23 protein-coding genes are annotated in these 23,379 nt (G+C 72.8%); 16 read left to right on the forward strand and 7 right to left on the reverse strand.

The features are described 5' to 3' along the window. Positions 1-31: 31 nt before the first annotated feature. Positions 32-814, reverse strand: a complete 783-nt coding sequence (locus tag C8E97_RS31180; RefSeq protein ID WP_121009292.1) for a biotin--[acetyl-CoA-carboxylase] ligase — start codon at positions 812-814, stop codon at positions 32-34. A 335-nt stretch (positions 815-1,149) separates the two neighbouring features. On the opposite strand from C8E97_RS31180, the gene C8E97_RS31185 reads away from it, so the two are divergent. Both C8E97_RS31185 and C8E97_RS31190 read left to right on the forward strand, forming a co-directional pair. Further along, positions 1,150-2,781 (forward strand): acyl-CoA carboxylase subunit beta, encoded by a 1,632-nt coding sequence (locus tag C8E97_RS31185; protein ID WP_121009294.1) that lies wholly within the window; start codon positions 1,150-1,152, stop codon positions 2,779-2,781. Next, a complete protein-coding gene (locus C8E97_RS31190) occupies positions 2,778-2,993 on the forward strand; it encodes an acyl-CoA carboxylase subunit epsilon (protein ID WP_121009296.1) in 216 nt (71 codons plus the stop codon). The genes C8E97_RS31185 and C8E97_RS31190 overlap by 4 nt, the downstream gene beginning before the upstream one ends. Before the next feature lie 129 nt (positions 2,994-3,122). Here the strand turns inward: C8E97_RS31190 and C8E97_RS31195 are convergent, their stop codons facing one another. Beyond that, the gene (locus tag C8E97_RS31195; protein WP_147455278.1) at positions 3,123-3,461 is read right to left on the reverse strand and encodes a hypothetical protein; all 339 of its coding nucleotides are present in this window, start codon (positions 3,459-3,461) and stop codon (positions 3,123-3,125) included. Positions 3,462-3,639: 178 nt separating this feature from the next. Here C8E97_RS31195 and C8E97_RS31200 point away from each other — a divergent pair, with 178 nt between their 5' ends. The 12 genes from C8E97_RS31200 (at position 3,640) to C8E97_RS31255 (ending at position 13,460) form a co-directional block, all read left to right on the forward strand. After that, positions 3,640-4,245: a Maf family protein gene (locus C8E97_RS31200; RefSeq protein WP_121009300.1), complete on the forward strand. Its 606-nt coding sequence runs from the start codon at positions 3,640-3,642 to the stop codon at positions 4,243-4,245. Positions 4,246-4,418: 173 nt separating this feature from the next. Next, positions 4,419-5,738, forward strand: coding sequence for a dicarboxylate/amino acid:cation symporter (locus C8E97_RS31205; RefSeq protein WP_121009302.1), 1,320 nt, complete (start codon positions 4,419-4,421; stop codon positions 5,736-5,738). A 383-nt stretch (positions 5,739-6,121) separates the two neighbouring features. Next, on the forward strand, positions 6,122-7,885 hold the full coding sequence (locus tag C8E97_RS31210; RefSeq protein WP_121009304.1) for an acetyl/propionyl/methylcrotonyl-CoA carboxylase subunit alpha: 1,764 nt from the start codon (positions 6,122-6,124) through the stop codon (positions 7,883-7,885). A gap of 10 nt (positions 7,886-7,895) precedes the next feature. Then, the gene (locus tag C8E97_RS31215; RefSeq protein WP_121009306.1) at positions 7,896-8,288 is read left to right on the forward strand and encodes a DUF1707 SHOCT-like domain-containing protein; all 393 of its coding nucleotides are present in this window, start codon (positions 7,896-7,898) and stop codon (positions 8,286-8,288) included. Between the two features lie 64 nt (positions 8,289-8,352). Further along, positions 8,353-8,946, forward strand: coding sequence for an HAD family hydrolase (locus C8E97_RS31220; protein WP_121009308.1), 594 nt, complete (start codon positions 8,353-8,355; stop codon positions 8,944-8,946). Further along, a complete protein-coding gene (locus tag C8E97_RS31225; RefSeq protein ID WP_121009310.1) occupies positions 8,939-9,184 on the forward strand; it encodes a hypothetical protein in 246 nt (81 codons plus the stop codon). The genes C8E97_RS31220 and C8E97_RS31225 overlap by 8 nt, the downstream gene beginning before the upstream one ends. Before the next feature lie 96 nt (positions 9,185-9,280). Beyond that, positions 9,281-9,811: a GNAT family N-acetyltransferase gene (locus C8E97_RS31230; protein ID WP_121009312.1), complete on the forward strand. Its 531-nt coding sequence runs from the start codon at positions 9,281-9,283 to the stop codon at positions 9,809-9,811. Between the two features lie 11 nt (positions 9,812-9,822). After that, positions 9,823-10,263 carry a GNAT family N-acetyltransferase gene (locus C8E97_RS31235; protein WP_121009314.1) on the forward strand — a complete coding sequence of 147 codons (441 nt, stop codon included), beginning with the start codon at positions 9,823-9,825 and terminating at the stop codon, positions 10,261-10,263. Between the two features lie 6 nt (positions 10,264-10,269). Continuing rightward, on the forward strand, positions 10,270-10,854 hold the full coding sequence (locus tag C8E97_RS31240) for a DUF3558 domain-containing protein (protein ID WP_170212046.1): 585 nt from the start codon (positions 10,270-10,272) through the stop codon (positions 10,852-10,854). A 115-nt stretch (positions 10,855-10,969) separates the two neighbouring features. Beyond that, the gene (locus C8E97_RS31245; RefSeq protein WP_121009316.1) at positions 10,970-11,347 is read left to right on the forward strand and encodes a transcriptional regulator; all 378 of its coding nucleotides are present in this window, start codon (positions 10,970-10,972) and stop codon (positions 11,345-11,347) included. Positions 11,348-11,373: 26 nt separating this feature from the next. Continuing rightward, positions 11,374-12,660: a PPE domain-containing protein gene (locus C8E97_RS31250; protein ID WP_121009318.1), complete on the forward strand. Its 1,287-nt coding sequence runs from the start codon at positions 11,374-11,376 to the stop codon at positions 12,658-12,660. Continuing rightward, entirely contained in the window at positions 12,660-13,460 is an 801-nt protein-coding gene (locus C8E97_RS31255; RefSeq protein ID WP_121009320.1) for an ESX secretion-associated protein EspG, read from the forward strand. Before C8E97_RS31250 ends, C8E97_RS31255 begins: the two co-directional genes overlap by 1 nt. Before the next feature lie 225 nt (positions 13,461-13,685). On the opposite strand, the gene C8E97_RS31260 is transcribed toward C8E97_RS31255, so the two are convergent. Next, on the reverse strand, positions 13,686-14,135 hold the full coding sequence (locus C8E97_RS31260) for a gamma-glutamylcyclotransferase family protein (RefSeq protein WP_121009322.1): 450 nt from the start codon (positions 14,133-14,135) through the stop codon (positions 13,686-13,688). Between the two features lie 117 nt (positions 14,136-14,252). Between C8E97_RS31260 and C8E97_RS31265 the strand changes: the two genes are divergently transcribed. Then, a complete protein-coding gene (locus tag C8E97_RS31265) occupies positions 14,253-15,656 on the forward strand; it encodes an NAD(P)H-quinone dehydrogenase (protein ID WP_121009324.1) in 1,404 nt (467 codons plus the stop codon). A gap of 417 nt (positions 15,657-16,073) precedes the next feature. On the opposite strand, the gene glpK is transcribed toward C8E97_RS31265, so the two are convergent. Together glpK and C8E97_RS31275 are read right to left on the reverse strand one after the other, a co-directional pair. Next, a complete protein-coding gene (glpK, locus tag C8E97_RS31270; RefSeq protein ID WP_121009326.1) occupies positions 16,074-17,579 on the reverse strand; it encodes a glycerol kinase GlpK in 1,506 nt (501 codons plus the stop codon). A gap of 26 nt (positions 17,580-17,605) precedes the next feature. Beyond that, positions 17,606-18,346 (reverse strand): MIP/aquaporin family protein, encoded by a 741-nt coding sequence (locus C8E97_RS31275; protein ID WP_121009328.1) that lies wholly within the window; start codon positions 18,344-18,346, stop codon positions 17,606-17,608. A gap of 188 nt (positions 18,347-18,534) precedes the next feature. Here C8E97_RS31275 and C8E97_RS31280 point away from each other — a divergent pair, with 188 nt between their 5' ends. Next, positions 18,535-20,271, forward strand: coding sequence for a glycerol-3-phosphate dehydrogenase/oxidase (locus C8E97_RS31280; RefSeq protein WP_121009330.1), 1,737 nt, complete (start codon positions 18,535-18,537; stop codon positions 20,269-20,271). A 603-nt stretch (positions 20,272-20,874) separates the two neighbouring features. Here the strand turns inward: C8E97_RS31280 and C8E97_RS31285 are convergent. Together C8E97_RS31285 and C8E97_RS31290 are read right to left on the reverse strand one after the other, a co-directional pair. After that, on the reverse strand, positions 20,875-22,155 hold the full coding sequence (locus C8E97_RS31285) for an amidohydrolase (protein WP_121009332.1): 1,281 nt from the start codon (positions 22,153-22,155) through the stop codon (positions 20,875-20,877). Next, complete coding sequence (locus tag C8E97_RS31290) at positions 22,152-23,318, reverse strand: M20 family metallopeptidase (RefSeq protein WP_211347168.1); 1,167 nt, start codon at positions 23,316-23,318, stop codon at positions 22,152-22,154. Before C8E97_RS31290 ends, C8E97_RS31285 begins: the two co-directional genes overlap by 4 nt. Positions 23,319-23,379 lie beyond the last annotated feature (61 nt).

Here is a 23,379-nt window from a genome sequence, read left to right on the forward strand (position 1 = left end):
CGGTCCTTTCGCCACGCGCTGGTGCCGCCCCTCACCGTACCCGGAGGTGCACCACGTCCCCGGCGGAAATCTCGTGGTCCGCACCCGCGTCGTCACGCACCACGATGGTGCCGTCGAGCCCCACGGACCGGGCGGTGCCGGACAGCGCGCCGCCGGGCAGTTCCACGCGGACCCGCTGCCCGAGCGTGCCGCAGTGCCGGCGGTACTCGTCCAGCAGGCCGGTGTCCACCGGGTCGCCGTGCGCGTCGCGCCAGGTCCGTTCGAGGTCGGACAGCTCGCGGAGCAGCGTCACGGCCACCTCGGCGCGGTCCAGCGGGCGGCCCGCGTGCTCTTCGAGGCTGGTCGGCCGCAGCCCGCCCGCGCCGGGGTCGACGTCCGGCGGCAGCCGGGCGACGTTGAGCCCGATCCCGACGACCACCGCGCGCGCCGGTGTCGTCTCGGCGAGCACGCCGGCCGCCTTCCGGTCGCCGACGAGCAGGTCGTTGGGCCACTTCAGCGTCGCCCGCACGTCGAACGAGGCGGCGGTGCGCACCAGCGCGACCCCGGCGAGCAGCGTGAGCCACGGCAGGCGTTCGGCCGGGACGCCGTCGGGCCGCAGCAGGACGCTCAGGTAGAGCCCCCCACCGGGCGACGCCCACCCCCGCCCGCGCCGACCCTGGCCGGAGGTCTGCTCCTCGGCGATCAGGACGGTGCGGTCCACCGCGACGTCCCTCAGGTCCGCGTTGGTCGAGCCGGTGGAGGCGACGACGTCGAGGCGGGCGTACGAGCCGGCGAGCCGGTCGCGCAGAACGGAGGCATCCAGTGCAGTGCTCACGCCCGCAGCCTAAGAGCGACCCGCCCCACGCGCTTCGTCGGAGCGGTGTGGATGGTGGAGCGGGCCGCCAAGATCACCCTGCACCCTCCACCGAACTAGAGGTCAAGCCTCTTGGGTTCGCCGCCTGCAAAGCAGCGGCCACCCGGCACGGCCGCCGTCGGGGTGTCGCGCCTCATTTCCCGCCGATCACGCTTTTCGATCGGCGGGAAATCAGGCGCGACGGCCCGACCACAGGGCGGCCGAGCCCGCCGTCTGCGGAGCAGCGGCCATCCAACACAGTGAACTCTGCTACTCACGGGTCACCCCGCTTCACCGGCCGGCTAGGCTGCCCGTTCATGAGCAGTGCGACCGACCTCAGCGGCGAGGAGCCGGACGTCCACACCACGGCGGGCAAGCTGGCCGACCTCGCCCACCGCAGGGACGAGGCCGTGCACGCGGGTTCCGCCCGGATGGTGGAGAGGCAGCACGCCAAGGGCAAGAGGACCGCCCGCGAGCGGATCGACCTGCTGCTCGACCCCGGCTCGTTCGTCGAGCTGGACGAGCTGGCCCGGCACCGCTCGACGAACTTCGGCCAGGAGCGCAACCGCCCGTACGGCGACGGCGTGGTGACCGGCTACGGCACGGTCGACGGCCGCCCGGTCTGCGTGTTCAGCCAGGACGTCACGGTCTTCGGCGGTTCGCTCGGCGAGGTGTACGGCGAGAAGATCGTCAAGGTCATGGATCTGGCGATCAAGACCGGCCGCCCGATCATCGGCATCAACGAGGGCGGCGGCGCGCGCATCCAGGAGGGCGTCGTCTCGCTCGGCCTGTACGGCGAGATCTTCCGCCGCAACGTGGCCGCGTCGGGCGTCGTGCCGCAGATCTCGCTGATCATGGGCGCGACCGCGGGCGGCCACGTGTACTCGCCCGCGCTGACCGACTTCGTCGTGATGGTCGACAAGACCTCGCACATGTTCATCACCGGTCCGGACGTGATCAAGACGGTCACCGGCGAGGACGTGGGCTTCGAGGACCTGGGCGGCGGACGCACGCACAACACCAAGTCCGGCAACGCGCACTACCTCGGCAGCGACGAGGAGGACGCCATCGCCTACGTGAAGGAGCTGCTGTCCTTCCTGCCGGCGAACAACATGTCCGAGCCGCCGGTGTTCGACGCGCCGGGTGCCGCGGCGGGCGGTTCGGTCGAGGACTCGATCACGGACGAGGACCGCGAGCTGGACACCCTGATCCCGGACTCGGCGAACCAGCCCTACGACATGCACGAGGTCGTCACCCGCGTGCTGGACGACGGCGAGTTCCTGGAGGTCCAGCCGCTGTTCGCGCCGAACATCCTGGTCGGGTTCGGCCGCGTGGACGGCCACTCGGTGGGCATCGTCGCCAACCAGCCGACGCAGTTCGCGGGCTGCCTGGACATCGACGCGTCGGAGAAGGCGGCCCGGTTCGTGCGGACGTGCGACGCGTTCAACATCCCGGTCCTGACGTTCGTGGACGTGCCGGGTTTCCTGCCCGGCACGGACCAGGAGTGGAACGGCATCATCCGGCGCGGCGCGAAGTTGATCTACGCGTACGCCGAGGCGACCGTCCCGCTGGTCACCGTGATCACCCGGAAGGCGTACGGCGGGGCGTACGACGTGATGGGGTCCAAGCACCTGGGCGCGGACATCAACCTCGCGTGGCCGACGGCCCAGATCGCGGTCATGGGTGCGCAGGGCGCCACGAACATCGTGTACCGCAAGGCGCTGGCGAACGCCGTCGAGCAGGGTGAGGACGTCGACGCGCTGCGCGCCCGGTTGCAGCAGGAGTACGAGGACACCCTCTGCAACCCCTACACGGCCGCCGAACGCGGCTACGTCGACGCCGTGATCGCCCCGTCCGCCACGCGGTCGCACATCTCGCGGGCGCTGTCGATGCTCCGCGACAAGCGCGAGGTGCCGCCGCCCAAGAAGCACGGGAACATCCCACTGTGAGCACTCAGCCGTACCTGAAGGTCGTCCGGGGCGCTCCGGACGACGTGGAACTGGCCGCCCTGACGGCGGTGGTGGCCGGGCTGGCGACGGCCCGCGGCGGCGACGCCGGGGCACGGCCGCGGCGCTCGGCGTGGGCCGACCGCTCCCGGCTGGTCCGCACCGCCCTGTCGCACGGTCCGGGCGCGTGGCGGTCGTCGGCGCTGCCCCGCTGAGGCAGCGCGGCGATCGCGGGCTCGGCCCCGCAGGGGGCCGCCCCCGGCCCGAGTCGCCTCGCCGCGCGGACCAGCCGCCGCGTCGGACCACCCGGTTCGCGGGTCACCCGCGCCGGGTCGCGCGGCGCGTCAGCACTCCACGCGGCGGCTGTTGACCTGCACACCGTCACCCAGGACCCGCACCTCGCGGCAGCGGGTGCCGTCCGGCAGCCGGAAGCGCAGGCGCATCCACAGCCCGCCGCCGGGCACCTGCGAGCGGGTGTCCAGCACCTCCACCCCGTCCGCCGCCACCGCCGACGGCACCCGCGCGGGGTCGCCCTCGGCGCGCACGGCCGCCGTCACGGTGCCCATCACCCGGTGCTCGGCCTGGTCGGAGCCGTTCGCGAACGGCCAGAAGGGCAGCCCGTAGCCGATCGGGTCGGTGGACACGACCTGCGCCGCCACCACCAGCAGGAGGGCGGCGGGCACGCACCACCACCACCGGCCCCGACCGCGAGCCCGGTCGGTCCGGCGGACCACCAGAGCCCAGCGCTGCACACCACCGAGGTTGCCCAAGGTCGTCCGCACGCGCATCGGTAGTTCTACGCACGAGCACCGCCCGATCCCACGCGACCGGGCCACGCGCGCCTGCGGCTAGGGTGCGGACGTGCGATTCGTGCTGGCCTCCGCCTCCCCCGCCCGGTTGACCGTCCTCCGCAACGCCGGCGTCGAACCGGTCGTCCGGGTGTCGGGCGTGGACGAGGACGCCGTGGCCGCCGCGCTGACCGACCCCGCGCCCGCCGACCTGGTCACCGCGCTCGCCGTGGCCAAGGCCGAGGCCGTCGCGGCCGACGAGCGGGACGCCGTCGTGGTCGGCTGCGACTCGATGCTGCTCACCCCCGACGGCAGCGTCGAGGGCAAGCCCGGCGCCGTCGAGGTCGCCCGCGAGCGGTGGGCCCGGATGGCCGGCCGCACCGGCACCCTGCTGACCGGTCACGCCGTGCTGCGGGTCGCGGGTGGCGAGGTCGTCGACCGGGCCACGGACCACGAGGCCACGGTCGTCCGGTTCGGCACGCCCACCGCCGACGAGCTGGAGGCGTACCTGGCGTCCGGCGAGCCGCTGGGCGTCGCCGGCGCGTTCACGCTCGACGGCCGGGGCGGCTGGTTCGTGGACGGCATCGACGGCGACCCGTCCAGCGTGATCGGGATCAGCCTGCCGCTCACCCGCCGGCTGCTCGGCCGGATCGGCGTCCGGGTGTCCGACATCTGGTAGCCGTTGTCACATTTCCGCTGATCGGGGAAGCTCCCCCGGACGCACCGCGTTGGGGGAGCCGATGAACGAATTGCTGACGCGCCGCCGTCACATCGACTTCGGGCGCAGGACGAACACGGGCTGTCACGGCTGACCGCCGTCCCCGTCACGTCCCCGCACACCCCGGAGCCGACATGTCGTTCATCCGCACCTACACCAAGCCGAAGGTCTTCGGCGTCACGGTGCTCGCCGCCCTCGTCCTGGGAGCGCTCGCGGGCTACTTGGCGAAGACCGCGGGACTGGCCTGGCTGACCACCACCCTGGAGAAGGTCGGCGACGTCTTCACCAGCCTCCTCCAGTTCACGGTCATCCCCCTCGTCTTCACGGCGATCGTCGTCGGCATCACCAGCCTCCGCAGGCTCGGCGGCTCCCGCGCCGCCCGGCTCGGCGGGAAGACCCTGCTGTGGTTCGCCCTGACGTCGCTGATCGCCGTGCTCGTCGGCCTGGTGATCGCGCTGGTGTTCAAGCCGGGCACGGGTGTCCAGGTGACCCCGAGCGAGGCCGCGGTCAAGCGGCTGGCCAGTCGGGACGGCGGCTCGTGGAGCACGCTGCTGGACACGCTGGTGCCGTCCAACCTCTTCAGCGCCTTCACCGAGGGCAAGGTGCTCCAGGTCGTCTTCATCGCGATCCTGGTCGGGTTCGCCGCCTACGCGCTCGGCGAGAAGGCCGCGCCGTTCGTCAACCTCACCCGCTCGGCGTTCGACCTGATCCAGAAGATCGTCGGCTGGATCATCCTGCTCGCGCCGCTGGGCGTGTTCGGCCTCATCGGCACCGCGTTCGCGACCTACGGCAACTCGTTCGTCGGACCGCTGTTCAGCCTGATCGCGACGGTCTACGGCGGCACGCTGTTCGTGCTGTTCGTGGTGTACCCGGTGCTGCTGCGGTTCGTCGGCAAGGTCAGCCCCGTCACGTTCTTCAGCAAGGCGTGGACGGCCATCCAGTTCGCGTTCGTGTCCCGCTCGTCCGGCGCGACGCTGCCGCTGAGCCGCCAGACCGCCGCCAACCTGGGCGTCGACAGCGACTACGCGTCGTTCGCCGTGCCGCTGGGCACCACCACCAAGATGGACGGCTGCGCCGCCGTGTACCCGGCGATCGCGACGGTGTTCATCGCGAACCTGTTCGGCATCCAGCTCGGCGTGTGGCAGTACGTGGCGATCGTCGCGGTGGCCGTGTTCGGCGCGCTGGCGACGGCGGGCACCACCGGCTGGTTCACCATGCTGACCCTGACGCTGGGCGCGGTGAACCTGCCGCCGGAGGTCATCGCGACCGGGGTGGCCGTGGTGTACGCGATCGACCCGATCCTGGACATGGTCCGCACCGCCACCAACGTGGCCGGGCAGATCGCGGTGCCGGTGCTGGTCGCCCGCTCGGAGGGCCTGCTGGACGACGAGGTGCTGCGCACGCCGAGCACCCCGCCGCTGCTCGACGGCCCGCGCGAGGCCGTGCCCGCCTGACGGACCCCGTCCGCCACCACCGCTCCGGGCCGGCCGGGTCCGCCGACGGACCCGGCCGGCCCGTTCCGCGCACCCACCCGGTCACTCGTCCACACGGCACTCGACCGCAGGTCGTTCGGCAGCGGACACGATCGACGGCAGAAAGATCGGCGGGAGCGGCGTCCGGCGGTCGGGTGTTCGGCTGACCGAAGCTTCCGCCGGGGCCGGACCAGGGCCGGCGCGGGCAGGGCACGCCAGGAGCAGCGGCGCCGCGCGCGGCCGTGCCACGATGGCGATCGTCCCCACCCGCACGTGAGCTGTCTCTCCGCACCCGGTTACCGACGGGTCACTAAACTTCCCGCCGTTGCCACTTCCGTACCAGCGTTGCCAGGAGGTAGGACGTCGTGTCGCTGCGCAAGGTCCTCGTCGCCAACCGCGGCGAGATCGCCGTCCGGGTCATCCGCGCCTGCCGGGACGCGGGTCTGGCCAGTGTCGCCGTGTACGCGGACCCGGATCGCGACGCGCCGTTCGTCCGGCTCGCCGACGAGGCGTTCGCCCTGGGCGGCGGCACGCCGGGCGAGAGCTACCTGTCGTCGGACAAGCTGCTGGACGTGGCCAAGCGCGCCGGCGCGGACTCGGTGCACCCCGGCTACGGCTTCCTGTCCGAGAACGCCGACTTCGCGCAGGCCGTCCTGGACGCGGGCCTGACCTGGATCGGGCCGACCCCGCAGGCGATCCGCGACCTGGGCGACAAGGTGACCGCGCGGCACATCGCGCTGCGCGCGGGCGCGCCGCTGGTGCCCGGCACCAAGGACCCGGTGTCCGGCCCGGACGAGGTGGTCGCGTTCGCACGGGAGCACGGCCTGCCGGTGGCGATCAAGGCGGCGTTCGGCGGCGGCGGGCGCGGCCTGAAGGTGGCCCGCACGCTGGAGGAGATCCCCGAGCTGTTCGACAGCGCGGTGCGCGAGGCCGTCACGGCGTTCGGGCGCGGCGAGTGCTTCGTCGAGCGCTACCTGGACAAGCCACGCCACGTGGAGGCGCAGGTGCTGGCCGACCAGCACGGCAACGTGGTGGTCGTCGGCACGCGCGACTGCTCGCTCCAGCGCCGCCACCAGAAGCTGGTGGAGGAGGCGCCCGCCCCGTTCCTGACCGACGAGCAGCGCGCGGCGATCCACACCTCGGCGCGGGCGATCTGCCGGGAGGCCGGCTACCACGGCGCGGGCACCGTCGAGTACCTGGTCGCGCTGGACGGCACGATCTCGTTCCTGGAGGTCAACACGCGCCTCCAGGTCGAGCACCCGGTCAGCGAGGAGACCGCGGGCATCGACCTGGTGCGCGAGCAGTTCCGCATCGCGGCGGGCGAGCGGCTGCGCTTCACCGAGGACCCGACCCCGCGCGGCCACTCGATCGAGTTCCGGATCAACGGCGAGGACGCGGGCCGGAACTTCCTGCCCGCGCCGGGCACGGTGACGCGGTTCGTCGCGCCGGCCGGCCCCGGCGTCCGGGTGGACGCGGGCGTGGAGAGCGGCACCGTCATCGGCGGCCAGTTCGACTCGCTGCTGGCGAAGCTGATCGTCACCGGCGAGGACCGCGCGCAGGCCCTGGAGCGGGCGCGGCGCGCCCTGGACGAGATGGTCGTGGAGGGCATGGCGACCGTCCTGCCGTTCCACCGGCGCGTCGTGCGCGACCCGGCCTTCGTCGGCACGGGCGACGGCTTCACCGTGCACACGCGGTGGATCGAGACCGAGTTCGACAACACCGTCGAGCCGTTCACCGACGCCGCCGAGGCCGGGGCGGACGAGCCGCGCCAGACCGTGGTCGTCGAGGTCGGCGGGCGGCGGCTGGAGGTGTCGCTGCCCGGTGACCTCGCCGTGGCCGCGACGCCGAGGGCCGGTGCGGCGAAGGCCAAGCCGCGCACGCGCGCCGGCGGCCGGGGCGGTGCGGCGGCGTCCGGCGACGCGGTCACCGCGCCCATGCAGGGCACCATCGTGAAGGTCGCCGTGGAGGACGGCGCGCAGGTCGAGGCGGGCGACCTGATCGTGGTGCTGGAGGCCATGAAGATGGAGAACCCGGTGACCGCGCACAAGGCGGGCACCGTGACCGGCCTCTCGGCCGAGCCCGGCGCGACGGTCACCCAGGGCACCGTCCTGTGCGAGCTGAAGGAATAGGCTCTGCGGCGTGGACGAGCGGGGCATCCGGGTCGGCGACGCCGAGCGCGAGCAGGCGCTCCGGCTGCTCGGCGAGCACCTGGGCGAGGGTCGGCTGGACGTCGACGAGTACGGCGACCGGTCGGCCCGCGTGACCACCGCGAAGACCCGCGAGGAGCTGCTGGCGCTGTTCCGGGACCTGCCCGAGCCGCAGCCCCGGTTCGCGCGGGTCGCCCCGCTGCCGTCGCCCGCCGCGCCGGTCCGACGCGGTTCCCGGCTCGACCCGAGGGTGGTCGCGGGCGTCGTGCCCGTGGTCGGCATCGCGTGCGTGGTGCTGTTCCTCACGGGGTTCCGGAACCCGCTGATCTTCCTGCTGGTGCCGGCGGTCGCCCTGCTGGTCGGACGGCTGGGTGACCGGCGTTGAGGCTCGGGTGGGTCGGGCGACCGGTGTCGGGGTCCCCGCCGCGCGAACGGCCGGGTGACGGGCGTTGAGGCTCCTGCTGCTCGACCTGGACGGCGTGCTCCGCACGTTCGGCCCGGATCACCCGATCGAGGACGACTTCGGGTTGCCGCGCGGCACGCTGGCGTCGGTGGCGTTCTCGCTGGCCGGGCCGGCCCTGGTCGGCGAGGTGTCCGACGAGGAGTGGCGGGCCGCCGTGCGCGACCGGCTCGCCGACGACCTCGGCCCGGCCGCCGCGCGGGCCGCGGTGGCGGCCTGGAGCCGGGTGGGCGAGGTCGTCCCGGAGGCGTTGGCGCTGGTCCGGGAGGTCCGGCGGCGACACCGCGTCGTGCTGTTCAGCAACGCCACCACCCGGCTGCCGGACGACCTGCGCGCGCTCGGCCTCGACCGCGAGGTGGACGACGTCGTGACGTCGGCGCTGATCGGGGCGGCCAAGCCGACCGCGGCGGCGTTCCGGCGGGCGTTGGCGCAGGTCGGGGCGACCGCCGAGGAGACCGTGTTCTGCGACGACCGTGCCGACAACGCCGCGGGCGCGGTCGCGGTGGGCATCGACGGGGTGCACGTGCCGGACGTGGCGGCGCTGCGCGCGGCGCTGGCCGACCGGGGGCTGCTCGGTGGCTGACTTCCTGCTCCTCGTGCTGCACGACCGGGACGAGGCCGAGGAGCTGGCGCGCGGGCTCCGCGCCGCCGGCTGGGCGCCCTGCGCCGTGCACAAGGACCTGCTGGCGGGCGAGGACGACGCCGAGGACGCCGACTGGGTGGTCGAGGTGGCCACCGCGCCGGGCGGCGCGCCCGCCCACACCCGGCGCGCGGAGTTGGAGGCGCTGCTCGAACCGCGCGACGGGTTCGTGACGGACTGATCCCGCGCTCACCGCACGGGTGAACTCCGCCACCCACGAACGGGTGAAATCCGGTCAGCGCCACCTCCGGCCGTCCGGACGCCTAGTGTCGACCGGATGGAGCCGGTGCCGCTCGACGCGGGCGCGTTCACCCTCGACCAGCTGACGGTCGCCGACGGGCCGGCCCTGCTCGCCGCCCTGGCGGACGGGGAGATCCGGCGGCGGCTGCCCGGCTACGCGTTGGCCGACGCGGACGCCGCGCGGGCGTTCATCGGGTTCCGCGCCTGGCAGTGGGCCACCGGCGAGCGGTTCTCGTGGGCGGTGCGGGACGCGGGCGGCGCGCTCGCGGGCGAGGTCGGGCTGCGCGACGTGAACCCGCGCGACCGGGCGGTGTCGGTGTTCTGCTGGACCGCCGCGGCGCACCGGGGCCGCGGGGTGGCGGCGACCGCGCTGACCGCCGCGCTGCGGTACGCCTTCGACGTCGCGGGCGCGCACCGGGTGGGCTACCGGCACGCCGCGGGCAACCACGGGTCCCGCCGGGTGGCCGAGAAGTGCGGTTTCACGCTGGAGGGCACGTCGCGCGGCGCCGAACTCGTCGACGGGCGGCACCACGACCTGCTCCAGTGGTACCGGCTCGCCACCGACTAGTCTCCCGCGTCGTGGAGCCGGTCGAGGTCAACGCGGGCGAGTACTACCTGCGGCAGCTGCGCGACGACGACCGGGTGGACGACCGGGCCCCGTTGGTCGCGGGCGGCAGGTTCACCGGGACGGGTGAAGCCGGCGCGCACATCGCCGAACGGCGACGGCAGTGGGAAGCCGACGAGACGTGCTCGTGGGCGATCTGTGAACAGTCGTCGAACACCGCGATCGGCGAGATCGCGCTGTCGACCGACGGCGAACTGTTCTGCTGGGTCGCGCCGGACCAGCGCGGGAATGGCGTCGCGACGCGCGTGACCGCCGCCGTCTGCGGGTTCGGGTTCGGTTTTCTCGACCTCGACCGGATCGTGGTCGAACCGCCCGACAATGCGGCCGAGCGGGTCGCGCACAAATGCGGCTTCCGCCACGTCGGTTCACGTGGGGTGTGGATGCGGCTACGGTAGGTGCTCATGAGGGCTGCACGCCTGATCGTCGCGCTGACCGCATCGACGCTCGTAGCGTGCACGCCCTTACCCGAGAAGAAGGCCGACGGCCTTCCCGACGGGTCACTCAACGTGACCACGACCACCCAGCTGTCGCTGCCGCCGCGCCCGAGGGAGCTCCGGCTGGACGACGTGGACCCGTGCGCGGTGCTCTCGGCGGAGCAGCGGACGCAGCTGAGCTTGGACAACCCGCCCGGCGCGTACGTGGAACCCGGCTTCGGCAACGCGCGGGCGTGCACCATGCGGAGCAACATCAGCGGCAACGTGGTCCGCCTCGCGCTGGTCACCGTGGAGGGCGTCGGCGTGTGGCTGTCGGAGAACGCGCAGGTCGACGCGCGGTCGACGGCGGTGGCCGGTTTTCCGGCGCTGATCGTGCGCACGCCCGGCCTGGAGGAGATGTGCACCGTGGAAGTCGACGTCGCGGAAGGGCAGTTCCTGGACGTGATGTTCCGCGACGGCGGCAACAAGGCCAGGATGAAACAGGACTTCCTCTGCGAAGGCGCGCAACGCACGGCAGAAGCGGCGGTCGCCGGTTTGCTGCAACGGGGCTGACCCACGTGGGGGATGTCGGCTGCAACCACTCCCCGCTGTCGGACCTGATGGCTAAAGTGACCTCGCTGACGCAACACGCCGGACATCGGGCAGCGGAATGACGGGGAGGACGTCCATGCCGTCGGAAGACCACGGTCATGGTGGGGACACCGGCGGCACGCCGCCGCTGTCGCACACCCTGAGCGTGGAACCCACCGCGATACCCAGTCTCCGCAGCGCGTTCGCGGGCGCGTTGACCAAGTTGGACAAGCAGATCGAGCTGGCGATCACCGAGGTCAGGGTCCGCCCCTGGGCGGGTGACCCGGTCAGCGCGGACGCCGCCGACCGGTTCAACGACCGGTCCGTCGAGTCGGGCGACTCGGCGCTGGCCGCGTTGCAGAGCTACCAGCAGCAGCTCAAGGGCGCGATGGACGCGTTGACGCTGGTGGAGCAGCAGTACCGGTCCATCGAGGACGACAACACCGGGTTGATGGAGCAGCAAGGCGGCTGCTGAGCCCGCCGCAGGCAAGGGGAATCTTCATGCCCGATGGGCACCGCTGGAGCGGGTACAGCCACGAAGAGCTCTACGAGAAGATCAACGCCGGGCCGGGCCCGCAGGCGTCCCACGCGTCGATCGAGCGCTGGGAGGGCGTCTCGGCCGCGCTGGCCGAGATCAACTCCGAGCTGCACGCGGGTGTGCTGCGGTCCGGCGCGACGTGGGAGGGCGCGGCGGCCGACCAGGCGCGCACGGGCATGAACCCGTTAGCCGCGTGGGCGGACGACGCCCGCGGCGGCGCGGAGATCATGCGCCTGTCGGCGGAGCTACAGGCCGACTACATCGCGAAGGCCCGCGCCGACATGCCGCCGCCGGTCAAGGTGACGGCGGAGGACCCCGGTCTGCTGCTGACCGGCCTGACGCACCTCGTGGGCGGCCAGACCGACTACGAGAAGCAGGAGAAGGCGCACAACGCGGCCGAGCAGCGGGCCCGCGAGGTGATGACCACCTACGCGTCGTCCACGACGTCGAACGTCAACACCCTCGGCCAGTTCCACCAGCCGCCGCAGCTGGTCGTCACGACCACCGAGGTGGTGCGGAACGACCAGCCCGGCGTGGGCGCGCCCGTCTTCCACGGCGGCGGTCCGCGCGGCGGGCGCGGTGCCGGCCGCGGGCGGGGCAGGCACGGTGGCCGGGTCGGCCGGGGCTGGCAGCCGTCGCAGCCGGCGCAGCCCAGGCCCGCCACCCAGCCCGGCGGCGCGACGACGAACCCGTCGACGTCCGTCGGCACGACCAACCCCAGCTCGTCGACCCGGCCGGCGAACAGCGTGCCCACCGGCGCGCCGGGCCACCCGGCGCTCGGTCCGGGCGGCGTGGTCGGCGGCGTCGCGGGCGGCGGCGTCGCCGGCGGTCGCGACCGCGACCGCCGGAAGTCGTCCGACACCACCACCGCCGAGCAGCACCAGGGCGCCAACGCGGCGACCGACCCGCTGCTCGGGCGCGGCAGCGGCACGACGACGATCAGCTCGGCGGAGTTCGGCGCGCTCGCCGCGACCAACGCCCACCACGTCGCGGCCGGTCCCGGCGCCTCGCCCGGCGGACCGCTCGCCGCGGGCCAGCAGGGCGGCAACGACACCGTCCACAAGCGGACGGTCGCGACGCCGGGGCCGCAGCAGGCGTTCGACCCGTTCGGCGGGCTGGGCCGCGCGCGGGCCGAGGAGGAAGAGGACGGCGAGCACGACGGCGCCGACTACCTCCGGGAGACCGACGACATCTACGGCATCGGCGGGACCGTCTCGCCACCGGTGATCGGGGAGAGCACCCTTCGCTGATGACGACGTTCGGTGTGGACTTGGGCGTTGACCACGTGCGTGAACCGGTGACGATCTCCGCGCTGGAGTTCGACGTGCTCTGGGAGCACCTGCGGCTGGAGACCATGCCGCTGGTGCTGAAGGTGCCGTCGCCCGGCAAGACCAACGCGGAGCGGGCGGAGCTGGAGCGCCGGGTGTGGGCCGGGCTGGACGCCCGCGGCCTGGGCCGGCCGGTGTCGCTCGACCCGATGCTGGAAGACCTCCTGCACCTGCTGAACCGGCCGCAGCACGAGGTCGACGGCAGGCTGTGGCTGGGGCGCAGCGTGCGGGTCCTCGCGGCGGCCAAGGGCCAGTCGGCGGTGCTGGCGGTGCTCGACGGCGAGCAGTTGACGCTGCGCCCGGCGTCCGCCGAGGGACTGCCCCGCGAGGCGCTGGGCGTGCTGCCGCCCGCACCGCCCGGTCCCGGCCACTCGGTGACCCTGCCGAGCGCCGACCTGGACGCCGCGGCGGAGGCGGCGGGCACCGCGGACAACCTGGAGGCGGCGCTGCGGTCGCGTGGCGTGCGGCAGGAGGACGCGCACACCCTGACCGAGATGTTCCGCGACGCGGGCCACCGGGGCCAGTTCGGCGCGGCGGCGCGCGACAAGTGGGGCAGGCGCGTACGACCGGACCACGTGGTGGGCTTCTTCGACAACCCGCACGGGCGGTACGTGCAACTGCGCCGGGCGACGCCGGGGCAGCAGCCGTGGAGCACGGTGTCGCCCACCGACTCGCGGCGGTTGGTGCAGCACCTGACCGACCTGTTGGCCGAGGTGTGCTGAGGGCTGTGTTTATTGGCCGCGACTCCGTCGCGGCGGCTCGGCCGCCTGAAGTCGGGCCATCGCGCCTGATTTCTTCGCGATCGAAAAGCGTGATCGCGAAGAAATGAGGCGCGACACCCCGACGCGGCCTCGCGGGCGCGGGAGCGGTGGCGGGGCGTGAGAGCCCGACTTGGCCTCGGGAGCGGTGCGGGGGTGAGGCCAGGGGGTCGGGGTGGGGATGGGGGGTTAGGGGCCGATGCCTCGGCAGGGGCGGGTGCGCAGGTCGGCCACGTAGTCGTCCGGCGCGCCGGCTGCTTCGGCGGCGTCCGCCACCACGCCGATGTAGCGGGCCGACGGCAACCCCCCTTCGTAGGCGTCGAGCACGTACAGCCAGGCCGTGACCGAGCCTTCGAGGGTCTGGACGCGCAGGCGGATCTTCTTGTAGAGACCCAGCGCGCCCTCCCAGCGGTCGAGGCGGGACTCGTCGCGCGGGCTCACGTCGTACAGGACGGCGAAGACCTGCGAGTTAGGGTCTTCCACGATCGTGGCGAGCGCGCCTTCCCAGCCCAGGTCCTCGCCACCGAACGTCAGTCGCCATCCGGCGAGCCATCCGGTCCCCGCCATCGGGGAGTACGGGGCTCGCTCCATCATCTGGTTCGGGTCCATGTTGGACCCGTACGCGGCATAGAGCGGCACGCCGACAGCCTAGCGACCTCGCGATCACCCGGAGGAACCAGAAGACCGGACGACACGCTCCCGAACCCGACCGCGTACGGTTGACCGGCCCGGAGCAGAACGCGAGGAGGACGTGTCGTGACCCGCATCGTCATCATGGGCGGTGGTCCCGCAGGTTACGAGGCGGCACTGGTCGCGGCCCAGCACGGCGCCGACGTGACCATCGTCGAGCGCGAGGGGCTGGGCGGCGCGTGCGTGCTCTACGACTGCGTGCCATCGAAGACCTTCATCGCCTCGGCGGGTGGCCGCAGCGCCTTCCGCAACGCCGGTGAGCTGGGCATTCGCACCGACGACACGGAGGCGGCCGTCGACCTGCCGGTCGTCCACGGCCGCGTGAAGGGCCTCGCGCTGGCGCAGTCCGCCGACGTCCGCGCCCGCCTCCAGCGGGAGGGCGTCCGGATCATCACCGGCACGGCGAAGTTCGGCGACGACGAGCGCGGCCTCGCCCAGCACCGCGTGGTCGCGACCGCGGACGACGGCACGACCGAGACCCTGCCCGCCGACGTGGTGCTCATCGCGACCGGCGCGACCCCGCGCGTGTTGCCCGGCGCCGAGCCGGACGGCAAGCGCGTCCTGAACTGGCGGCAGATCTACGACCTGCCCGAGCTGCCCGAGCACCTGGCCGTGATCGGCTCCGGCGTGACCGGCGTCGAGTTCGCCTCGGCCTACACCGAGCTGGGCGTCAAGGTGACGATGGTGTCGAGCCGGGACCGCGTCCTGCCGCACGAGGACGCCGACGCGGCGGTCGTGCTGGAGGACGTGTTCGCCGAGCGCGGCACCGCCGTGGTGAAGCACGCTCGCGCGGAGCGCGTGGAGAACGTCGGCGACGGCGTCCTGATTCACCTGGAAGACGGTCGCACGATCGAGGCCAGCCACGCCCTGATGACCGTCGGCTCGGTGCCGAACACGGCCGACATCGGCCTGGACAAGATCGGCATCGAACTCGGGCGCGGCGGCTACATCCCGGTCGACCGGGTGTCCCGCACGAACATCTCGGGCGTCTACGCGGCCGGCGACTGCACGGGCGTGCTGCTGCTCGCGAGCGTCGCCGCCATGCAGGGTCGCATCGCCATGTGGCACGCGCTGGGCGAGGGCGTCAGCCCGATCAAGCTCAAGACGGTCGCCGCGAACGTGTTCACGAACCCGGAGATCGCGTCGGTCGGCATCAGCCAGCAGGCGATCGACTCCGGCGAGGTGCCCGCGCGGACCGTCATGCTGCCGCTGGCGACCAACCCGCGCGCGAAGATGGAGGGCCTGCGCCGGGGCTTCGTGAAGCTGTTCTGCCGCCCGGCGACCGGTGTGGTCATCGGCGGTGTGGTCGTCGCGCCGAACGCGAGCGAGCTGATCCTCCCGATCGCCCTCGCGGTGCAGAACCAGCTCACCGTGGAGGACCTGGCGACGACGTTCTCGGTCTACCCGTCGCTGACCGGGTCGATCACCGAGGCGGGCCGCCAGCTCATGCGGCACGACGATCTGAACTGAGTGGGATTTGCTGTGTTTGATGGCCCGACTCCGTCGGGCGGCTCGGCCGCCTGGAGGTCGGCGGCTCGCGGGGCGACTTCCGCCGATCGAAAAGCATGATCGTCGGAACCCGCGCCACGAACCACCGACGCGGCCTCGCTGTGTTGGATTTGCCCTCCTCCGTCGGGCGGCTCGGCCGCCTGGGAGTCGGCGGCTCGCGGGGCGACCTCCGCCGATCGAAAAGCGTGATCGGCGGCACCCGCGCCGCGAACCACCGACGCGGCCTCGCTGTGTTGGATTTGCCCTCCTCCGTCGGGCGGCTCGGCCGCCTGGGAGTCGGCGGCTCGCGGGGCGACCTCCGCCGATCGAAAAGCGTGATCGGCGGCACCCGCGCCGCGAACCACCGACGCGGCCTCGCGGCGGGCGGTTGGGTTGGGGTTACTCGACCCAGTTCAGGGTGCGTGACACGGCCTTCTTCCAGAAGTGGTAGAGGCGGTCCCTGGTCTCGGCGTCCATCGTCGGTTCCCACTGCTTGTCCTGCGCCCAGTTCTGCCGGATGTCGTCCTCCGAGGCCCAGAACCCGACCGCCAGGCCCGCCGCGTAGGCCGCGCCCAGCGCCGTCGTCTCGTTGACCACCGGGCGGATCACCGGCACGTCGAGGATGTCCGCCTGGAACTGCATGAGCAGCTCGTTGACCACCATGCCGCCGTCGACCTTCAGCGACGTCAGCGCCACGCCCGAGTCGGCGTTCATCGCGTCGATCACCTCGCGGGTCTGGAACGCGGTCGCCTCCAGCACCGCGCGCGACAGGTGGCCCTTGTTCACGAACCGCGTCAGGCCGACGATCGCGCCACGCGCGTCCGAGCGCCAGTGCGGCGCGTACAGCCCGGAGAACGCGGGCACGAAGTACGCGCCGCCGTTGTCCTCCACCGACCGCGCGTACCGCTCCACCTCGCCGGCCGTGCCCAGGATGCCGAGGTTGTCGCGCAGCCACTGCACCAGCGACCCGGTGACGGCGATCGACCCCTCCAGCGCGTACACCGGCGCGGACGCCCCGATCTGGTAGCAGACGGTGGTGAGCAGGCCGTTCTCGCTCATCACCTTGTCCGTGCCGGTGTTGAGCAGGACGAAGTTGCCGGTGCCGTAGGTGTTCTTCGCCTCGCCCGGCGACAGGCACGCCTGCCCGAACGTCGCCGCCTGCTGGTCGCCGAGGATGCCCGCGATCGGCACGGAGGCCAGCGCGCTCCGCTCCCGGACGTGGCCGTAGACCTCGGACGACGACCTGATCTCCGGCAGCATGGACATCGGGACGCCCATGTCGGCGGCGATCTCCGCGTCCCACGACAGCGTGTCGAGGTTCATCAGCAGCGTGCGGGACGCGTTGGTCGGGTCGGTGACGTGCACGCCGCCGTCGACGCCACCGGTCAGGTTCCACAGCAGCCAGGTGTCCATGTTGCCGAACAGCAGGTCGCCCGCCTCGGCCCTGGCCCGCGCGCCCTCGACGTTGTCCAGCACCCAGCGGACCTTCGGGCCCGAGAAGTAGGTCGCCAGCGGCAGCCCCGTCCGGTCGCGGTAGCGCTCCTGACCGCCGCCCAGGTCCGCCAGGTCGCGGCAGATGCGGTCGGTCCGGGTGTCCTGCCAGACGATCGCGTTGTAGACCGGTTCGCCGGTCGTCCGGTCCCAGACCACGGCCGTCTCGCGCTGGTTGGTGATGCCGACGGCGGCGATGTCCTCGGTGGTCAGGTCGGCCTTGGCGAGCGCGCCCGCCGCGACCTGGCGGGTGTTGGTCCACACCTCGCGCGGGTCGTGCTCGACCCAGCCCGCGCGGGGGAAGATCTGCTCGTGCTCCGTCTGGTCGACCGAGACCACGTGCCCGGAGTGGTCGAAGACCATGCACCGCGTCGACGTGGTGCCCTGGTCGATCGCGGCCACGTACTTCGTCATGCTGCGTCCTTTCGTGCCGTCGTCCGTCAGACCGGGAGAGCGAGGTAGAGCAGCGCGGCGAGCACGCCGCCGGTGAGCGGGCCGGCCACCGGTATCCAGGAGTAGCCCCAGTCGGCGTCCGCCTTGCCGCGGATGGGCAGCACCGCGTAGGCAATGCGCGGCCCGAGGTCGCGCGCGGGGTTGATCGCGTACCCGGTGGGGCCGCCGAGCGAGTTGCCGATGCCGATGACCAGGAACGCCACCGCCGCGTAGCCCAGCGCGGAGTTGCCGAACTGCGGGACGCCGTCCTCGGCGGCCTTCGCGCCGGGGCTCAGCAGGATCCAGATGACCAGGACGAACGTGCCGATCACCTCGGTGACGAGGTTCCAGCCGACGTTCGGCACGGTCGGTGCGGTGCAGAAGATGCCGCGGGTGTTCGCCGGCTCGTCGTGCGCGTCGAACTGCGCCTTGTAGGCCAGCCACGCGAGCACCGCGCCGAGGAACGCGCCGACGAACTGCCCGGCGAGGTAGGCGGGCACCAGGCCCCACCCGACCTTGCCCGCGACCGCGAGCCCCAGCGTGACGGCGGGGTTGAGGTGCGCGCCGCTCGGCGCGGCCAGGCTGGCGCCCGCGAAGACCGCGAACCCCCAGCCCATGTTGACCAGGAGCCAGCCGCCGCCGTTGCCCAGCGAGTCCTTCAGGACGGTGTTGGCGACCACACCGGCGCCCAGCAGGACCAGGATCGCGGTGCCGAGGGTTTCCCACACGAGGACCGAACCACTGCCCATCCGCCGACCTCCTTGCCTTCAGGCAGGGGGCGACGCACTGTCCGGGGTCCGGCGGCGCTGCCCACCCAACGATGTGCTCAGACGCTAGTTCGGGGGCTGATCAGCTGTCTACGGTGGCGTACCAGCGGGTAACGTGATCCAGTCAGTCCAGGTCGGACCGTTCGTCAGTATCAGGGAGGCGTTGACCCGTGGCCACGCGCAAGCCGCCGACAGACCCCGCCGCCCCTGCCCGCCTCGGCCCGTCGGAACGCGAGGAGGCGTGGGCGCGCCTGGAGTCCGAGACCTTCGACCTGGTGATCATCGGCGGTGGCGTCGTCGGCGTCGGCGCCGCGCTCGACGCGGCGACCCGCGGCCTCCGGGTGGCCCTCGTCGAGGCGAGGGACCTGGCCTCCGGGACGTCCAGCCGCTCGTCCAAGCTGTTCCACGGCGGCCTGCGCTACCTGGAGCAGTTGGAGTTCGGCCTGGTGCGGGAAGCCCTCCGCGAGCGCGAGCTGATGCTCACCCGGATCGCACCGCACCTGGTGAAGCCGGTCAGCTTCCTCTACCCCCTGACGCACCGGATCTGGGAGCGCCCCTACACGGCGGCGGGCCTGCTGATGTACGACACGATGGGCGGCGCGCGCTCGGTGCCCGGCCAGAAGCACTTGACGCGGGCGGGCGCGCTGCGCATGGTGCCCGCGCTCAAGCGCAACGCCCTGGTCGGGGGCATCAGGTACTACGACGCGCAGGCCGACGACGCCCGGCACACCATGATGGTCGGCCGGACGGCGGCGCACTACGGCGCGGTCGTGCGGACGTCGACGCAGGTGGTCGGGTTCCTGCGCGAGGCGGACCGGGTCTCGGGCGTGCGCGTGCGGGACGTCGAGGACGGGCGGGAGACCGACGTCCGGGCCCACGCGGTGATCAACGCGACCGGTGTCTGGACCGACGAGCTGCAACGCCTGTCCGGCAGCCGGGGCCGGTTCCGGGTGCGGGCGAGCAAGGGCGTCCACGTCGTCGTGCCGAGGGACCGGATCGTCTCGGAGTCCGGCCTGATCCTCCGCACGGAGAAGTCGGTCCTGTTCGTCATCCCGTGGCGGAATCACTGGATCGTGGGAACCACGGACACGGACTGGAACCTCGACCTCGCGCACCCGGCGGCCACGCGGCACGACATCGACTACATCCTCGACCACGTCAACAAGGTGCTGGCGACACCCCTGACGCACGACGACATCGAGGGCGTCTACGCGGGCCTGCGACCGCTGCTGGCGGGCGAGAGCGAGTCGACGTCCAAGCTGTCCAGGGAGCACGCGGTGGCGCGCGTGTCGCCCGGCCTGGTCGCGATCGCGGGCGGCAAGTACACGACCTACCGGGTGATGGGCGCGGACGCCGTGGACGCGGCGTCGGTCGACCTGCCGGGCCGCATCCAGGCGTCGATCACCGACAAGGTGCCCCTGATCGGGGCCGACGGTTACCACGCCCTGGTGAACCAGGCGGACCAGCTCGCGAGCCGCTACGGCCTGCACCCGTACCGGGTGCGCCACCTGCTGGACCGCTACGGCTCACTGGTGCACGAGGTCCTGGCGACGGCGGACCCGGAACTGCTCAGGCCCGTGCCCGACGCGCCGGACTACCTCCAGGTGGAGATCGTCTACGCGGCGTCCCACGAGGGCGCGCTGCACCTGGACGACGTGCTGACCCGCCGGACCCGGATCTCGATCGAGTACCCGCACCGGGGCACGGCCTGCGCGCGGCCGGTGGCGGAACTGATGGCACGGGTGCACGGCTGGGACGAGTCCCGGATCGCCCACGAGATCTCCGTCTACACCGCGCGCGTGGACGCGGAACGCGCCTCCCAGACCGAACCGGACGACCAGGCGGCCGACGCGGTACGAGCAGCCGCCCCCGAAGCCCGCCCGCACATCACCGAACCCGTGAGCTGACCCCGCCGCCGAGCGCACCAGCGGTGGCGCGCCACGCGCACACCTCACCCGAGCGTGTCATCCCCGTATGGCCTGCCCGCAGGGGACCGCGCTTGGTCAGGCAGGTCAAGCACGCCCTTCGCTTGACCTGCCTGACCAAGCGTAGTGGTCTTCGACCAGGCCACACGGGGATGACACGCGACGCTTCACCCTTGCACCGCGCCGCACCGAAGGCACGCCCGAGGGTCATCCTCGGTGGCCGGCCCGTCCGGCGAGGACGCTTTTCACGCTTTGCCCCGCCCCGGAACCGCACCCCCGAGCCGCCACTCACACCAAGGCGGGCCGAGCCACCCACACCAACACGGGCATCCTCGGGACACGAACGCCCCCAGGCAGAGAATCACACGCGAACGCAGGCGTCCCCGAGAAGTGAGCGCCCCCGACACTCACCCAACCACGCGGGTACGACAATCCCCAGTCATCCCTGAGAACAGCCCCCAGCCTTCTCAGGCAACACCCTGACCGACAACGCTCCCCCAGCAATGTCCCCCCAGCAATGCCCCCCAGCAGCGCTCCCCCCAAGAACGCTCCCCCAGCAGCACTCCCGACCCTCCGGCAGCGCCCCTAAGCCAGCGATGCCAACGATGCCAACGCGGCGTGCACCATCACCCGGATCCCCACCATCAACGCGCGCTCGTCCAGGTCGAACCCCGGCTGGTGGAGGTCGCGCTGCTTCCCCACCCCGTCCCACACGCCCAACCGGCCGAACGAGCCCGGCACGTGCTCCAGGTACCACCCGAAGTCCTCACCACCGGAGGACTGCTCGGTGCCCGCCAGCGCGTCCTCGCCCAGCGCGGCCTCGATACCCGCCCGCAACACCACCGTGCTCTCGCGGTCGTTCACCACGGGTGGCACGCCGCGCCGGTGGAGCAGGTCGAAGCCCACACCCGTCGGCGCGAGCAGCGCCCCGACCAGTTCCTTGATCAGCGGCTCCAGCTCGGCCCAGATGTCCCGGTCGCCGGTGCGCAGCGTCCCCCGCAGCACACCGTCCTGCGGCACGGCGTTGGCGGCCTCGCCCGCGTGCACCGCACCCCACACCAGCACGGTCCCGGACCTGGGGTCCACCCGCCGCGACAGCAGCGTGGGCAGCCCCGTGATGACCGTGCCCAGGGCGTGCACCAGGTCCGCGGTCAGGTGCGGCCGGGAGGTGTGCCCACCGGGCGAGGTGAGGCGCAGTTCGAGCAGGTCGCTGGCCGACGTGATGGCGCCGATGCGCGTCCCGACCCGGCCCACCGGCAGCCGCGGGTCGCAGTGCAGGCCGAAGATCCGCTCCACGCCGTCCAGGCCGCCCGCGGCGAGCACGTCCAGCGCGCCGCCGGGCATGACCTCCTCGGCGGGCTGGAAGATCAGCCGCACGCGGCCCGGCAGCTCGGTCGCCGACGCCAGCGCCAGCGCCGCGCCCAGCAGGACGGTCGTGTGGGCGTCGTGGCCGCACGCGTGCGCAGCACCCTCCACAGTGGACGAGTAGGGCGCGCCGGTGCTCTCGGTCAGCGGCAGGGCGTCGATGTCCGCCCGCAGCGCCACGCACCGCGGCCCGCTGCCCACATCGCACACGAGCCCGGTGCCGCCGGGCAGCACGCGCGGCTTCAGGCCCGCCGAGCGCAGCAGGCGCGAGATCAGCTCGGTGGTGGCGTGCTCCTGGCGGGACAGCTCCGGGTGGGCGTGCAGGTGCCGCCGCCAGGCGACCACCTCGGCGGCGTTGGCGCTCAGCCAGTCGTCCAACCAGGAGGGGCCCCGCCCCTCACCCGGATCTTCCACAGGGGCAATGCTGACCCCGCGTTCGGTCAACAGCACCTCGGGCTCCTCCTCCCCCGGCAGCTCTGGGCGCGAGTCGAGGACCGTCATCCCGCACCGCCCAGGAGCCGGTTCCGCTGCTCGTCGTCACGGGCGGCCGCGATGGTTGTCCAGGCAAGGGCGAGTGCTCCGTCGAGCACGGCCCGGTCGGCTGATGCCGACGCACAGGCGGTTGCGAACTCGAATTGGTGGTTCACCGCGTCTCCGCAGTCGATGGCGATGGTCGGGTGGATGGCAGGCAGCGCACGGGTGACGTTGCCCATGTCGGTGCTGCCCAGCCGGTGAGCCCGCTCCTCGGCGGGGCTCAGCGGGGTGCGCCCCAACTCGGTGGCGGCACGCCGGTAGGCGTCGGCCAGCCACTGGTCGGGGGTCAGCTCGGCGTAGACGGGCGAGACCTTGACGACCTCGTGCGTGCAGCCGGTGGCCAGTGCGCCGGCCTCGAAGCAGCGGTTGACGCGCTCCTCCAGCCGGCTCAGGGACTCCAGGTCCTCGGCGCGCAGGTCGAACATCGCCGACGTGCGGTCGGGCACCACGTTGGGCACGGTGCCGCCGCGCGTGACGATGCCGCTGACCATCTGCCCCGGCTCCAGGTGCTGGCGGGCCAGTCCGATGGCGACCTGCGCGACGGTGATGGCGTCCGCCGCGTTCACCCCCAGGTGCGGCGCGGCGGCGGCGTGCGACGGCTTGCCCGCGTAGTGCACCTCGACGTCGGTGATCGCGAGCGAGCGCGCCGCGACCGCCTCGTACGGCGCGGGGTGCACCATCATCGACAGCGAGACGTCGTCGAACACGCCCCGTTCGAGCATGAGCACCTTGCCGCCGCCGACCTCCTCGGCCGGTGTGCCGATCACCCGGACGGTGAGGCCCAGTTCGTCGGCGACGTCACGCAGGGCCAGCGCCGCGCCCGCCGAGGCGGCGGCGATCACGTTGTGCCCGCACGCGTGCCCCACCTCGGGGAGGGCGTCGTACTCCGCGCACAGGCCCAGCACGAGGTCGCCCGAGCCGTAGGAGGCGGTGAACGCCGTCTCCAGCCCCGCGACGCCGCGCTCGACCTCGAAGCCCTCGGCGGCGAGCAGATCGGCCACCTTGGCCGCGCTGCGGTGCTCCGCGAAAGCCAACTCCGGCTCCGCGTGGATGCTGCGCGAGAGGTTCACCAGCGCATTCGAGTACCGCTCGATGGCCGAGCGCGTCCTCATCCTGAAGTCGGTACCCATTTGCGTCCATCCTGCATCAAGCCCTGCCGGCCCCGTCGCCGCTCGCGTTGATCAACCGCCG

It is taken from the genome of Saccharothrix australiensis (assembly GCF_003634935.1).
In the GTDB taxonomy this organism is placed as follows: Bacteria; Actinomycetota; Actinomycetes; order Mycobacteriales; family Pseudonocardiaceae; genus Actinosynnema; species Actinosynnema australiense.